The sequence below is a fragment of the Pseudoalteromonas holothuriae genome, from assembly GCF_945859825.1.
Lineage (GTDB): Bacteria > Pseudomonadota > Gammaproteobacteria > Enterobacterales > Alteromonadaceae > Pseudoalteromonas > Pseudoalteromonas holothuriae.
Map to the genome: position 1 here is coordinate 13659 of NZ_CAMAPC010000016.1, position 14345 is coordinate 28003.

The window sequence follows — 14345 nt, forward strand, 5'->3', positions numbered from 1 at the left end:
TCTGCTTTCATTTGTAATAGCTAGCTATGACTGCATAAAAGCATCTTGATATTGAACGAAAAATCATCATTGGATGATAAATTTGGGTATAACGTATTTACTATTTTTAAAACTTTTATCTAAACATGGTGTTAATTAGAAATAGCATATTTTTGTGCCAATAAAGTTTGGCTATTTTGTAGCGCACGTTTTATTGCTTGCAGCATATTGTTGCCTTTTGCTTTGAGCCTAATATCTGGCAGCCCTGGAAGCAGCAAGTTGATTCGACATTGCTTCATAATGCCATGCTGACGAGACTCAATATCGTCAATATGTAGCTCAACAGTGCGAATGTTTAGGGCATATTTATTTAACTGTGCAGCTATCAGTTTTGACAGCCTTACCCTCATTGCTGAGGTCATTATTGTTTTGTCTTTAATTGATAACTTTAGTTTCATAGCTAGGCTCATGTGTTAGTTGATTCAACTTATCGCACTGCAATTGCAGGTACTATGTAAATCTACTAAGGTATATGAAAAGAAAAAAGCTGATTATTTCTTACTTATTGGTAGGTATTAACGAATGATAACCAACATTAATTATAACCATCTGTATTATTTTTGGCAGGTGAGTCGCCATGGTAGCATTGCTGGCGCAAGTAAAATACTACATTTAACCCCACAAACAGTCAGCGCACAGATCACCAGCTTAGAACAACGTCTCGGCAAGTCTTTGTTTTTACGAGAGGGACGAGGTTTACGTTTAACTGAGTTTGGACAAATAACTCAGCAATATGCAGATGATATGTTTACGATTGCGAATGAGTGGCTTGAAACGACCCAAGGCGACATTGGTTCATTATCTCGCACGCTTAAAGTGGGTATATCTGATGCGCTGCCTAAATCATTGGTATCTAAATGGCTTGCTCCTTTGATTGAAAATGAACGCATTGCTAATTTGCATTGTATTGATGGTCAACAAGCCGAGTTACTGGCGCAAATGGCGACGCATAAGCTTGATTTGGTGCTAGCTGATAAACCACTAGATAGTAGCCTCCCTTTTAAAGTGTTTTGCCATGAAATAGGTAAAAGTCAGTTAGGTTTTTTTGGCGCAAGAGATTGGCAGCAAAAGCTACAAGCTAATTATCCAAATACGTTGGCGGATGTGCCAGTTGTATTACCTGCCAAAGCTAGTCCAATGACTAGCTCTATTCATTATTGGTTAGATGAGTTAGGCATTGAAATAAGCATTGCAGGTCATGTCGATGATAGTGCATTAATGGTTGCATTAGGTCAGCAAGGGTTTGGTCTCTTTCCTGCACCTTTATCGGTTAAAGGTGAAATTGAGCGTAACCGTGATGTGTGTTTTATAGGGGCTATTGAAAATGTATATCAGCATTACTATGCCTTTACGCCTGACAGGCTCATTAAAGACTCAATTTATTCTGAGTTTGTGCGCTATGCGCAAAATGCATAATATGTTACATAATTGCCTTGAACCTAATAGTAAGCGTGTACTTACTATTTTTTATTTCATAGCTATGATACCAATTTAATCGCTGGCATATTTGTTTTATTAATAAATTTCCTAGCCCAACGCCAGAAGATGATTTTGTATCTTTTGGCATAGCGTTTTGAAAAATCAACTGTTTAGGCTCTACCATAACAAACAGTGGTGAAGCTCCATGTTGCAGGGCATTTTCAATTGCCTGTGTTATCAGCAGTTCAAATAAAGCAAGGTGTATGGGCTTGATCACTTCAAAAGCATCCAGTGTTAGTTTAATAGGATGGCTGGTACTTGCATGGGTATTTACAACGCGAGTTATGATGCTTCGCAAATCAAGTTGCTGCTTGGCTACTTCATCTTGTTGCCATAACGCGAGCACGGCATTACTAGTTGAGGTAAGTCTAAGTTGAGACAGCTCTAGAGTTTGTAACACATCAATTGCTTCAAAGGGCATATTATCTAGTTGTTGCAGGCGTGATATACCATGTTGGATTTGTGCAAGGGGTGTGCGGACTTCATGGCTCAAATATGCCGATACCAATCGCTCTCGCTGCTGTGCAAATTGCTGCGCCTGGCGTGCAATATTCAAAGCTTGATAAAATGTGTGTAACTCTTCAAATTTACTGACTTGCTCAGTTTGTTTGTTGGTGCTTACAAACGTCTTTAGAGTATTGATTTGCTCTCTTATTTTAAGTGCACTTTTGATCACAATATAAAAAACCGGGATACTGAGTACCGTAATGAGGAGAACGAGCCACGGCATAATAGATAAGGTATCTTCTGAGTTAAAAGAATGTAGGACAAAAATAGGAACCGCGTTCGAGTTCAGTGGTTGCCAAGGTAAAATGTAGGTATCTAATGTTGCTTGATGCAATAAAGTGACTTGGTTTAGTGGTAGCAGCCCCGCACGCCATGCTTGTTGCACCGATAATGGCAAAGAGTCTTGCTGTCGAGTGACTAGCTTAAAGTCGTCACTAAATGGGAGCGTTATTAACTGTTTTTGCGCCAGCTGTGCATCGTAGTATAAGTAATGTTCGGCACTGTCATCAAGCGCAAATTCATAACCGTATTTAGCGATGCCCAACCAGCATACCATCAGTACTAACATCAGCAAGATAATGCGCATACTAAGGTAACGTATTATGGAGGTATTACGCATTAGCCACCCTTAACACAAGTCCTTGCTTTTTTAACGTGTGCAGTAAAGGCACCTCCTCATCACGACTTAAGTTGGTGCGAAGCCGAGTAAGTAGTGATTTATACATATTATTATTCGTATCTTCATCGGGCCAAATATGATTAATAATACAAGACTTGTTAACGGGGTTAGGATAGTGCTCAATGAGAAGAGACAGTAACAGCCATTGCTGTGGGGAAAGTATGATTACTCTTTGTCCTCTAGTAATGATTTTTGCTTGTAAGTCCACGCTTAGTGAGTCGAGTTTAAAGGTGGTACTTTTTTTAACTAAAGTTTTATTTGCCAATAGCTTAATACGAACTGCCAGTTCAGCCAAAGCAAACGGTTTTGTTAAGTAATCTAAGGCACCTAATGAGAAAGCCTTTAATTTATCATCAAGTTTATCCCGCGCACTGAGAAATAAAATTGGCTCATCGCGCGTGCCTTGCCAAAGCTTAGCTAAGCTGAGGCCATCTCCATCGGGCAGGTTGATATCTAATACTATGGCATCGTATTGTTGTTGCTCGCTAATAGCCTGAGCCTGCTTCACTGTGCTGGCATAATCTACTTCAATGCCCTCTTGTGCTAAAAAGTTAATACTGTGCGTTGCGAGCACGGTATCGTCTTCGACCAGTAATATAATCATAGTGTGCCTATACTGTTACCTTGCGGTTACCTCTACTTTGATAGTGTATCCCTAACTTAAAGGAGTCAACTATGAGTCATTCAACTATGTCATTTTTAACCTCAGTACTTTTATTAAGCTGTGCCGTGTCTGGGTGTGGGGATAGCTCTAATACACTATCGCAAACAACCGAAAACACCATCAGTCAACTTGAATCCACCAAGGTATTTGTCAATGGCCAAGTATATACCGTCAATACTGAACAGCCTTGGGCGCAAGCGGTTGTCATTCAAGAGAATAAAATTATTTATGTCGGTGATAATGATAAAGCGAAGAATTATGTGAGTGAAAATACTCAGATAATAGATTTACAAGATAAGATGCTACTGCCTGGTTTCCATGATGTACATATTCACCCTTTGGAGTCTGCATCAGAAGTAACGCAAGTAACTTTACCTAGTTATGCCAGTGAGGATGAATACATTGAATTGTTATATGAGGCAAATGTACAAAACCCAGACACCAGTTGGTTAATAGGTTATGGACATGAAATAGCGACGCTATTGGATATGCAAAGCAACCCATTATTTGTGCTTGACGAAGCGGTGTCAGATCGCCCCGTTATCATTATGGAGCAAACCTCTCATTCAATGTGGGTTAATAGTAAAGCACTGGCAATGGCAGGCATAACGCAAGACAGTAGCGACCCTATTGGCGGCGTACTTGGGCGAGATGAACAAGGTAATCTTAACGGCATTTTATATGATAATGCAGGTAACCAAGTGATGGAGCTTGCTATGCGCTCTCGTTCAGACGCTGCTGAGCAAGACTATTTGGGGTTGCTTGAATACACTATGCCTGAATTGAACAAAGTGGGTATTACGTCAATTAGTGATGCGCGAACATATTGGCAGCGTGGGCACTTACAAACTTGGCAGCGAGTGGCTGATGAGAACAAGTTAACACTGCGAGTTAGCTTAGGGCTTTGGGCTTATCCACAAATGAGTGACGAAAAACAATTAGCCAGTTTAAAGTCACTGTTTAGCCGCCCTGCTGATAGCTTATTGAAAGTGGACCAAGTTAAGTTTTATATGGACGGTATTTTGGTTAACAGTACCGCAGCTATGCATGAATCCTATGAGGTTAATTGGCTTAACCTATATGAAAATAAAGGGCTTAACTACTTTACGCAGTCGCGCTTAGAAAAATATATTAAAGCGCTTGAGCCAGTTGGTTTTGATTTTAATATTCATGGTATTGGTGATAGAGGCATTCATGAGGCACTTAATGCGGTTGAAAACGCATCAAAGGGTACAGCACGTCACCGAGTAACGCATTTAGAAGTTGTTGATCCTGTGGACTTCCCTCGTTTTGCTAAGTTAAATGTGATTGCTGATGCGCAAGTTGCAGGGGAGTTTAGCAAACCTGCTCATTGGCCTGAAAATATTCCGCTAATTGGCATTGAGCGCTCGCAAGACTTAGTGCCTATTAAAAGCCTGCAAAATGCCAGCGCAACCCTTACCCTAAGTAGCGATTGGAACGTGAGTACCTTTAATCCTTTTATAGGATTAAGCCATGCTATTTCACGTGCGCCGCAAAATATTACTTTGGCTCAGGCCATTGCGGCCTATACCATTAATGGCGCTTACGCGATGCGCCAAGAACATTTAGTGGGTAGCATTGAAGTTGGTAAGCGGGCTGATTTAATTGTTTTAGACAAAAACTTATTTGAGTTAGATGCAGAGCAAGTAAAGCAAGCGAAAGTGGTTATGACGTTGCTAGAGGGAGAGATTGTGTACCAATCTAAATAACCTTAACTTTAATTTTGGATAAGCAAAAGAGAGCTTGATGTTGGCACCGAGCGTGAGGGTGAAAGTGGTGCCAATCATAAAATATGCGTACAATGACCCGCCTGTTTACTACTAGTATTATATTATGAAGCCAACTGCCCTCCCCTTACTTGATAAACACCTTCGTCACATTGATGTATTACCCACCGAAGTTCGGCGACTATTTCATGGCCGTGGTCAGTGTTTTCCTGGCCTTGAGCATATTAGTGTTGATTGGTTGTCTGGGCAGGTTTTAATTTCGTTGTTCAAAGAGCCAGAAGTTGGTTTTATTGATGCGCTTAACGTGCTTGTTGCTGGCTGGTTGCAACTGCCTTTGTGGCAAAGCGAGGTGAAAAGTGTGTTATTACACCATAGAAGCCGAGATAATTGTGAGCTGCAAGTATTATGGGGCGCATTGTCTAACGAGCAAGTGGTACAAGAAAACGAACTGACCTATTTATTAGATTTAGGTAACAAGCAAAATAATGGTTTGTTTTTGGATATGCGCTGTGGTCGCAGTTGGGTAAAATCGCACGCCAGTGGTAAAAGTGTTTTAAACCTATTTGCCTATACTTGCGGCTTTTCAGTGGCTGCGATTGCGGGTGGCGCCAAACAGGTGGTCAATTTAGATATGGCTAAAGCGGCTTTAAGTAAAGGTCGAGAAAATCATAGAGCCAACAACCATGACTTAACTAAAGTGAAGTTTTTAGGCCATGAGTTATTTAAATCATGGGGAAAAGTGCGCAAATTTGGGCCTTATGATTTAGTGATAATTGACCCGCCTTCTTTTCAAAAAGGCAGCTTTGCATTGACTAAAGACTATAAAAAAATTCTTCGTCGTTTACCTGAATTGCTCACAGAACAAGGCCAAGTGCTTGCATGTGTGAATGATCCAAGCCTTAACGCGCAGTTTTTAATTGATGAAATGGCCGAGCAAGCACCTAACATGGTATTTGTTGAGCGTTTAGATAACCCGCCAGAGTTTGCTGATATTAACCCTGAAGCGAGTTTAAAAAGCTTGTTATTCACTCAGCGCGCTTAATGTCGACTAAGTGCGTTCTTTAATTGCTTTTGCTAAGTTATGCAGTGCTTCGTCCATCGATACTTGACCATTTATATAGGGTTGCCAGTGTTGTTCAAGCTCTTTTAAGTAATGCCATTTACCCTTATATAAATTGACCTTGTTTGCATAAGGCTGATAATCAGGATTAGCTTTGGCAATGGCTTGACGAGTCACCTCGCCAACGGTGAAAAATAAAATTGGGTGCCAAATACGGCTATGTTGCGCAATACCATAGTCACTAAACACTTGCTCAATATTGTGCTGCAACTGCTTATTTAGATAAAAGGGGACATGGCTTATTTCATGAAATAACAGTTCAAGTGCATACCAATCATTGTTAGTGGCTTGATATGAATTCATATGCGTTACAAACTGTCGCGCAGAGGTAAAGGCACCTTGGCGAGTAAAAGGACGGGCATGAATATAAACACGATGTTCGGGTACACTTATAAGCTCACCTAAAAATAGTTCACTTAGCCTTTGATTAATTTTATCGCCATACACGTCTAGTTTGTTTTGTAGTTGTGTTTGCCACTGCATGTTTTGTTTACAGTGAGTAGGCCAAATATGCGCTTTGTATAAGCCAATAGTTGCAAAATAAGACTGGCTCAGAGCTGTTGTATCTATCTCAACTAAAGGCTTATTGTTGCCAAACCACTCGGTCATGTGTGCTAATTCATTGTTATTAAACAACGGATGAAAACGTTTTTGTTTAGTGAAGGTTTGGTATTGTGTAACGGCGTTTTGTAATGATTGCTTATCCGTATCAGACAGTTGTGTGGTTAATTGGGGCAATGTTTCTGGTTTTCTTGCTGTGAAGGTTAAAAAGCTATGTAAGTTGACTTCAGCTTTATTTATAAATGTGAGGGTTTTCCATTTTATCGGCGTGGTATCACATGCCAATGTCACTGTACTGAGTGCACTAAAAATCAGTGCTGCAAATGACGCGCGTTGTATCATCTATCTGTTCCTTAAATATGTATATTCCTATCCTAGCTTTAAATATAAATAGGTTCAATCAGCTAGTCATTCTTTTAAAAAGAATGAAGGTTGCTATTTTTACTAATTTATATTCGTTTTAAGCTTTGATAATGTTTAGCTATTGAACAGCAACTGGAATGACCGATGAAAGTAATTCGCAGTCAAAAAGCTTACCCTACACGCGATGGCGCAGGGGTTAATATTAGTCGAATAGCGGGGTTTGATGGTAAAAGTCTTGACCCTTATTTGATGATCGATGAACTAAAATCCGATAATGAGAGTGACTATATGGGCGGCTTTCCGGCCCACCCTCATCGAGGTATCGAAACGTTTACTTATATTCGCAAAGGCGGGTTTGAGCATCAAGACCAGATGGGGAACAAAAAAGCTATTCGTGGTGGTGATGTTCAATGGATGAGCACCGGCCGTGGTGTAGTACACAGTGAAATGCCGTTACTTGATGAAGACAATGGTATGCATGGCTTTCAAATTTGGCTAAACATGCCGGCAAAAGACAAAATGCGTTCGCCTAAGTACCAAGATTCGCTTGAGTTTGGTATTCCTAAACTTACTAACAGTGAGCAGGCTGAGCTACGTGCTTTAGCTGGTACCTGGGTGATGGACTCTAACCGCATTGAGGGAGCAATCCAAGGTCTTGCGGGTGATGGCGCGATTGCAGATGTGATATTGCCCCCGTTAAGTGAAACGATTCTTGATGTATCTATGTATGGCAAAGTACTGGTGTATGTCCACACAGGAGGGTTATTAAACACTGAATTTACCGAAGGCTATTTATTGGAAGTGTTACCCACTGAATTGCTGACTTTAAAGGCATCAACAAAAGGGTTAGGAGTATTGGTTTTAGCAGGGCAGCCAATTAACGAAAAAATTGCGCATATGGGACCTTTTGTAATGAATACGCAAGCACAACTTCACGAAGCTGTGCGTGACTATCAACAAGGTAAGTTTGGCGATATTGTTTGAGTAGGAGGAAATTATGGGTTTACTCGTAGATGGAAAATGGCAAGATAAGTGGTATGACACCAGTAAAAATGAAGGTAAATTTGAACGAGAAGCTGCTAAGTTGAGAAGCTGGGTAACTCCCGATGGTTCAGCGGGCCTGACAGGTGATGCCGGTTTTAAAGCGCAATCTGGTCGCTATCATTTATATGTTTCACTGGCCTGTCCTTGGGCGCATCGAGCACTAATCTTTAGAGCACTGAAAGGGCTTGGGGATCATATATCAGTGTCAGTCGTTAGTCCTGATATGCTAGAGAATGGTTGGACCTTTGATACATCAAATGGTAGTTCTGGTGACGATTTATATGATTTTAATTTTATGCATCAGGTATATACGCTTAATGATAGTGATTATTCTGGTCGTGTCACTGTCCCAGTGCTTTGGGATAAGCAGCAAAAGAAAATTGTGAGTAATGAGTCAAGTGAGATCATTCGTATGTTTAATCACGCATTTAATGACATTACGGGTAATCATGATGATTACTACCCTAAAAGTTTGCGTGCAGACATTGATAAAATTAATGAGTTTGTTTATCAAAATATAAATAACGGGGTATATCGTTGTGGTTTTGCGACCACTCAAGACGCATATGAACAAGCCTACGATGCGCTATTTGCATCACTTGATGAAGTAGAAGCGATACTTCAAAAGTCACTTTATCTAGTGGGAGATAATATTAGCGAGGCAGATTGGCGTTTATTTACGACGTTGATACGTTTTGATGCCGTTTATTTTGGTCACTTTAAGTGTAACAAGCGAAGTATTGAAGACTACCCTAATCTAGCTAACTACCTTCGAGCGTTGTATCAATGGCCGAGTGTTGCAAACACGGTTGACTTTTCGCATATCAAAAGGCACTACTACTACAGTCACATGATGATTAATCCAACACAGGTAGTACCTAAAGGTCCAAATATTGATTACTGGTCTGCGCATAACCGTGGGGGTGTTCGATAAGTTTAACGTCTTTTAATGGGTAAGTATTGAGCATGCTAAGACGATTGCGGTGCTCAATATCTTTTAATTCAACTACTCAGAAAATGTTAGTAGTCAAATCAAAGCGTTCTGTTGTGATGCGCTTTTGCAAATCCCTCGCCGTCAACTAAAGTTAAATCAAACCTTCTCTATGATGATAACTTACGGAATAAGTTGCGATGCACGCTAATATTTTAGTGGTTGAAGATGATGATATAAATTATCTGGTGCTTCAAAAAATTCTCTCCATCGATTATACGGTGCAGCGCTGTGTCAGTGGTTTTGCGTGTATTGAATATTGTGAGTTACATCACCCTGATGTGATTTTGATGGATGTGGAAATGCCTGGTTTAAATGGCTTAGAAACATGCCAAGCGCTAAAGGCGCGATCAGATACTAAAGATATTCCCGTAATTTTTGTTACTTCTTATCATCAAGATCATGAACAAACAAAATGTTGGCAAGCTGGGGCAAGTGATTTTGTTATAAAGCCTGTCAATGCATTAACGCTGCGCCATAGAGTGGCTGCGCAGGTTAAACTAAAGAATCAGCACACACAATTAGAAGCCATGGCATTTGTCGATGGATTAACTCAAGTTTATAACCGCCATTATTTAAATTCTGAATTTGATAAGCGCCTTTCGTATGCAAAACGAAATGAAACTGCGTTTGCATTGGTCATAGCTGATATTGATTGTTTTAAAAAATATAACGATTTTTACGGGCACCTCAAAGGAGATAAATGTTTAACGCAAGTTGCACAATTAATTCAAAGCAATCTTTTTAGAGGTGAAGACGCCATAGTGAGATATGGTGGGGATGAATTTGTTTGCATTGTCCCTCAAGTCAGTATTTATGGTTTGGAGACACTCACTAATAAGCTACAGAGCCGGATAAAAGAGGCTTACATTATTCATGAAGGGTCTGAACTTGGCTATATAACGTTGAGTATAGGTGCTGTATATAGTGATGTTGTAATAGAGACAAATGGTCAAAGATGGCTACAAGCAGCCAATGAACTACTTTGCTTATCAAAAAAGAATGGCCGAAACTGCGTGACGATAAAGGAGCTATAAATGGTGGGATCAAAAAAACCTACTTATCGATGGATTAAGCGTGTACCTCTTTCTAGTTGTTTGATTATATTGATTATTATAATGGTTTCTGTCGTGTGGGTATATGATCGTAATATTAAAAAGCAGGCGCAGAACACCGTAGCAAAACAACTTGCAGAACTGTTGGTTGAGCAACAAGAGGTATTTGAAAATGAAGTAAAGATATATAGAAATTACATTAACTTTTTAGTTGATACTCCGCCAATACAAGGGATCTCGCGAGCACAGCGCAACCAAGGAATTGACCCTAAAGATGGCACGAAGACTGAGTTGTGGAAAAACCGTTTAGCGATGATCTTTAGCTCGATGATGTATACCTATGGTGAAATTAACCAATTACGCTTACTCGATGGTAAGTCAGGCGATGAGTTGGTGAGAACAGACCGCTATGGTGGTTTAGTTGCTGTGCAACCACACACTAAATTACAAAATAAGTTCCACAGAGATTACTTTACACAAGCTCTTAAGTTAACAGAGCGGCGAATTTATGCCTCTCAGATAGATTTAAATAAAGAGCATGGAAAAATTGTCTATCCGTTAGAGCCTACTTTGCGAATCGCAATGCCAGCTTATAATGAGCATAATGAACTGTTTGCTGTTTTAGTGGCGAATATTAACGCACAGGTGTTACTTGATAAGCTTAAACATGTATTACCAATAGGTATGCAAGTGAATTTATTAACACCTGATGGGCACTTTATTTACCATCCCAATGAAGCTCTGCGTTTTAGCAAAGATCTTAACCCACAGGAAAATTGGCAATCGTACTACAGCGAGCAACCTTGGTTAGTTAAGAATGTTTCTATTGTAAGCTCTGAAAGTATGGACTATTTGACACAGCGAGCAGAGTTATTTGCGTCATCTAATTCAGACACAGGTAGGGTAATAGGGGTTAGTTTAATACCGTATGCACAATACGAAGAAGCACTACAGTACAAGCGCTTAAGTGCTTATTCTCTAATTTTTATAATCGCGATTATCTTTACGTTAGGTTTGCTGGCTTTTTGGGCTTACTTCAGAAATAACCAGCAATTGTTAGAAGCCCGCTCTCAACTAGCGGATATTATTAATGGTGCATCAGACGGTATTATTGGCTTTAATAATGAACTAAAAATAACCAGTCATAACCATGCTGCGGAACAATTTTTTACCGAGCTAAAAGACATAACAAATGCTTCATATAAACGACTGAACCGTTATATCCCTGAAAACTATCTGCATGCCACCTTATACAATGTATCAAATAGGTTACCGTTAGAGGATTTAGAAATTAAAGTAGCGTTGGAAAATAAGGATTTAGATTTACACTTAACCGCATCACCTATTCACTCAGTGGATGGTCAATTACTTGGCTTTGCAATGTTTGTCACCGATATTACAGAGCAAAATAAAGTCCGTACTGAAATTGTTAAAATAAATGCGTCTTTAGAAGCGAAAGTTGAGCAAAGAACCTTAGAATTGGCGCTGGCTAAGGGCCGTGCTGAAGAGTCATCAAAGGTTAAAAGTGCTTTTATATCGAGTATTAGTCATGAGATGAGAACGCCTTTAAATGGCATTTTGGGCACCTTAGATCTTGTGCGGCGTGAAGCGCTCAGCCAACAACAATCTAATTATTTAGATATGATGAGCACCAGTGCAAAGACGTTATTGAGTTTAATAAATGATGTTTTAGATTTATCGAAAATAGAGGCAGGAAAACTGGAAATGGATCGCCAGCCTTTTAATCCAATTCAAATGTTAGAGCATGTTGCCAGCTCAGTAGGAATAAAAGCACAGCAAAAGCATCTTGAATACCTATTAGATGTTACTGACGTAAGATACCTCACTCTTGAAGGTGATGCAGGGCGTTTAAAGCAAGTACTTTATAATTTGATTAGTAATGCAATTAAGTTCACTTCTTACGGCGGTGTTTTTATTTATGCTAAAACAAAAGAAGATGATAAGCAGGTATGGTTGGAAGTATCAGTTAAAGACACCGGAGTGGGGATTGCAAAAAATAATTTTAATCGCTTATTTGAAGCTTTCAGTCAAGAAACACAAAGCGTGTCAAATGAGTATGGCGGAACGGGGCTGGGGTTATCTATATGTAAACAGCTATGCGAATTAATGGGTGGCAATATCCAATTTCAATCAGAAAAAGATAAAGGCAGTACGTTTTCATTCAATATTCCCTATGCTCGTCGTAATTCAAAAAAATTGAATTTGATTCCTATTTTAGATGGTAAAAAGATTTTTTTAGCGGCTAAAACTAAACCTGAAGAAACATACTGGAAAAAAATTATAGAGTTATTTGGTGCCAGTATTTGTGATTTGGATCATGCTGATTTTTGGTTGATTGATTTTGGTAGTGAACTTGGACAAAACCTCTCTACTGGACCAAGTATAGGAAAAAAAGCATGCTTTATTTATGACCCAATCACAGATCCGACTCCTCCCAAATGTGCTTTAGCTACTATTAGCAAACCTGTGCGTTATATTGATGTACTTGCGGCCTTTAATAAAGCTGATACTCTGACGCTTTTTGGCCTTGCTAATACCCATGGTGAAAGTAAAAACTTTGCTAGTCGGTTTTCTTTACTCAAAGGGCATACGGTTATCATCGTAGATGATAACCAAATTAACTTAGAAGTCGCAAAAGGAGTATTAAGCGCTCACCATATTACATCAATATTGGTGCATTCAGGTCATGAGCTCCTTGAGAAGCTAAAAGGATATGCACTAGAGCAACTAGAAGTGCTTGCCATTTTGATGGATTGTAATATGCCAGTTATGACAGGGTATGAGGCAACGGCAGCTGTTCGCTCAGGCGAAGGGGGAGAGTTTTATAAATCAGTGCCTATTATAGCACTTACGGCAAGTGCTATGCACGGAGAAGCTGAGCGTTGTAAATCGGTTGGTATGAATGACTATGTTACTAAACCGATAGATGCTGAAAGATTATTTAGTACGTTAAGTAACTATGTTGACAAGGCAGCAAGTGTGAAAGCTTCACAGAGCATACAGCTCAGCAATTCCCCTGATAGGGATAATAAATATCAGGCCCCTGTTGATATTCCATCATTAGATAGTACAGCAGCGCTAGCACGTTTAATGCATGATAAAGATTTATACACAAAGATTTGTCAATTGTTCAAAGAAAGCGCGAATGCTCGCTTAACTGAATTGACAGATGCAATTGAGCAAGTTGACGAACAGGGAGTAAAGCAGGCAGCTCATGCGCTGAAAGGTCAAGCGGGCGATGTTGGTGCTAAGCGATTGCATCATCTAACAAATCAACTTGAAATATCAGCACAAGATAAAGAGCAAAGCGAAACACATCGAGCACTGTACGTTGATATAAAAATTGAGTTAGAGCAAGTTTGCGCACAAATTGATCTTGAGGTTATTAATACTGCAAGATAATAAAAATATTGCGCTAGATGTGCATTGGTTGCAAAGTTGATTATGATACTTGGTGTGGTTCATCCCAAGTATTCCATTTGTTGAGCCGTTTGCTTGGCGACTCTTTCACCAAATCTTTTTTTCAATAGGGCTAAGCTCATGTCTATACCCGCAGATACCCCTGCTGAGCTAGTAAAATTTTGATCCATAATATAGCGAACGTTGCCAATAACATGAAGTTGTGGATATTGATGCTTAAGTTCATCTATATCTTGCTGGTGAGTCGTCACTTTCTTTTCATCAATAAGCCCAGCAGCTGCATATAAAAACACACCAGTACAAACAGAAGCACAAGAACGCGTATGTTGAGCTGTTTCTGCTAGCCACTGCAAAATAGTTGGGTTTTTAACTATGCCATGATGTTTTCCACCTGCAACAATGAGTAAATCAAAATGTGGGCTTGCATAGATACTGTAATGGGGGTTTACACTCATACCACCTCGTGTTCTTACTGGTGACTGTGAGGGGGCGATTAAACTGATATTTATATGTTCGTCAACAAAACGGTTTGCCGTTGAGAACACTTCATATGGTCCTGTAAAATCAAGTACTTCAACACCATCATAAATGAATATGCCAATGTTCATAATGCCTCCGCTAGTTGCATTAGAGTTTTAACTAAAATTTTAGTTA

12 protein-coding genes are annotated in these 14345 nt (G+C 39.6%); 7 read left to right on the forward strand and 5 right to left on the reverse strand.

The genetic code is table 11. From position 1 onward, the window contains the following. Positions 1-131: 131 nt before the first annotated feature. Complete coding sequence (locus OCI93_RS16255) at positions 132-437, reverse strand: hypothetical protein (RefSeq protein ID WP_261594498.1); 306 nt, start codon at positions 435-437, stop codon at positions 132-134. Between the two features lie 124 nt (positions 438-561). Between OCI93_RS16255 and nhaR the strand changes: the two genes are divergently transcribed. After that, positions 562-1455 carry a transcriptional activator NhaR gene (nhaR, locus tag OCI93_RS16260; RefSeq protein WP_261594497.1) on the forward strand — a complete coding sequence of 298 codons (894 nt, stop codon included), beginning with the start codon at positions 562-564 and terminating at the stop codon, positions 1453-1455. 4 nt (positions 1456-1459) lie between these two features. Here nhaR and OCI93_RS16265 read toward each other — a convergent pair whose 3' ends face one another. Continuing rightward, complete coding sequence (locus OCI93_RS16265; RefSeq protein ID WP_261594496.1) at positions 1460-2644, reverse strand: histidine kinase; 1185 nt, start codon at positions 2642-2644, stop codon at positions 1460-1462. After that, positions 2637-3308, reverse strand: a complete 672-nt coding sequence (locus OCI93_RS16270; RefSeq protein ID WP_261594495.1) for a response regulator transcription factor — start codon at positions 3306-3308, stop codon at positions 2637-2639. Before OCI93_RS16270 ends, OCI93_RS16265 begins: the two co-directional genes overlap by 8 nt. Before the next feature lie 71 nt (positions 3309-3379). On the opposite strand from OCI93_RS16270, the gene OCI93_RS16275 reads away from it, so the two are divergent. Both OCI93_RS16275 and OCI93_RS16280 read left to right on the forward strand, forming a co-directional pair. Continuing rightward, positions 3380-5098, forward strand: coding sequence for an amidohydrolase (locus OCI93_RS16275; protein ID WP_261594494.1), 1719 nt, complete (start codon positions 3380-3382; stop codon positions 5096-5098). A 124-nt stretch (positions 5099-5222) separates the two neighbouring features. Next, positions 5223-6158, forward strand: coding sequence for a class I SAM-dependent methyltransferase (locus OCI93_RS16280; RefSeq protein ID WP_261594493.1), 936 nt, complete (start codon positions 5223-5225; stop codon positions 6156-6158). A gap of 6 nt (positions 6159-6164) precedes the next feature. On the opposite strand, the gene OCI93_RS16285 is transcribed toward OCI93_RS16280, so the two are convergent. After that, on the reverse strand, positions 6165-7139 hold the full coding sequence (locus tag OCI93_RS16285) for a hypothetical protein (protein WP_261594492.1): 975 nt from the start codon (positions 7137-7139) through the stop codon (positions 6165-6167). 165 nt (positions 7140-7304) lie between these two features. Here OCI93_RS16285 and OCI93_RS16290 point away from each other — a divergent pair, with 165 nt between their 5' ends. The 4 genes from OCI93_RS16290 to OCI93_RS16305 all read left to right on the forward strand — a co-directional run bounded on the left by OCI93_RS16290 (position 7305) and on the right by OCI93_RS16305 (position 13673). Continuing rightward, on the forward strand, positions 7305-8144 hold the full coding sequence (locus OCI93_RS16290) for a pirin family protein (protein WP_261626831.1): 840 nt from the start codon (positions 7305-7307) through the stop codon (positions 8142-8144). A gap of 13 nt (positions 8145-8157) precedes the next feature. Further along, positions 8158-9138 (forward strand): glutathione S-transferase family protein, encoded by a 981-nt coding sequence (locus OCI93_RS16295; RefSeq protein WP_261594490.1) that lies wholly within the window; start codon positions 8158-8160, stop codon positions 9136-9138. Positions 9139-9335: 197 nt separating this feature from the next. Next, positions 9336-10232, forward strand: coding sequence for a GGDEF domain-containing response regulator (locus OCI93_RS16300; RefSeq protein ID WP_261626832.1), 897 nt, complete (start codon positions 9336-9338; stop codon positions 10230-10232). Beyond that, on the forward strand, positions 10233-13673 hold the full coding sequence (locus OCI93_RS16305) for an ATP-binding protein (protein ID WP_261626833.1): 3441 nt from the start codon (positions 10233-10235) through the stop codon (positions 13671-13673). Between the two features lie 59 nt (positions 13674-13732). On the opposite strand, the gene OCI93_RS16310 is transcribed toward OCI93_RS16305, so the two are convergent. Then, positions 13733-14299: a DJ-1/PfpI family protein gene (locus OCI93_RS16310; RefSeq protein ID WP_261594487.1), complete on the reverse strand. Its 567-nt coding sequence runs from the start codon at positions 14297-14299 to the stop codon at positions 13733-13735. Positions 14300-14345: the final 46 nt, after the last annotated feature.

Excerpts from the sequence above, each read along its gene's own strand:
- nhaR (WP_261594497.1), top strand. The coding sequence starts at position 562 with ATGATAACCAACATTAATTATAACCATCTGTATTATTTTTGGCAGGTG.
- OCI93_RS16295 (WP_261594490.1), top strand. The coding sequence starts at position 8,158 with ATGGGTTTACTCGTAGATGGAAAATGGCAAGATAAGTGGTATGACACC.
- OCI93_RS16290 (WP_261626831.1), top strand. The coding sequence starts at position 7,305 with ATGAAAGTAATTCGCAGTCAAAAAGCTTACCCTACACGCGATGGCGCA.
- OCI93_RS16305 (WP_261626833.1), top strand. The coding sequence starts at position 10,233 with ATGGTGGGATCAAAAAAACCTACTTATCGATGGATTAAGCGTGTACCT.
- OCI93_RS16285 (WP_261594492.1), bottom strand. The coding sequence starts at position 7,139 with ATGATACAACGCGCGTCATTTGCAGCACTGATTTTTAGTGCACTCAGT.
- OCI93_RS16255 (WP_261594498.1), bottom strand. The coding sequence starts at position 437 with ATGAAACTAAAGTTATCAATTAAAGACAAAACAATAATGACCTCAGCA.
- OCI93_RS16265 (WP_261594496.1), bottom strand. The coding sequence starts at position 2,644 with ATGCGTAATACCTCCATAATACGTTACCTTAGTATGCGCATTATCTTG.
- OCI93_RS16310 (WP_261594487.1), bottom strand. The coding sequence starts at position 14,299 with ATGAACATTGGCATATTCATTTATGATGGTGTTGAAGTACTTGATTTT.
- OCI93_RS16270 (WP_261594495.1), bottom strand. The coding sequence starts at position 3,308 with ATGATTATATTACTGGTCGAAGACGATACCGTGCTCGCAACGCACAGT.
- OCI93_RS16275 (WP_261594494.1), top strand. The coding sequence starts at position 3,380 with ATGAGTCATTCAACTATGTCATTTTTAACCTCAGTACTTTTATTAAGC.
- OCI93_RS16280 (WP_261594493.1), top strand. The coding sequence starts at position 5,223 with ATGAAGCCAACTGCCCTCCCCTTACTTGATAAACACCTTCGTCACATT.
- OCI93_RS16300 (WP_261626832.1), top strand. The coding sequence starts at position 9,336 with ATGCACGCTAATATTTTAGTGGTTGAAGATGATGATATAAATTATCTG.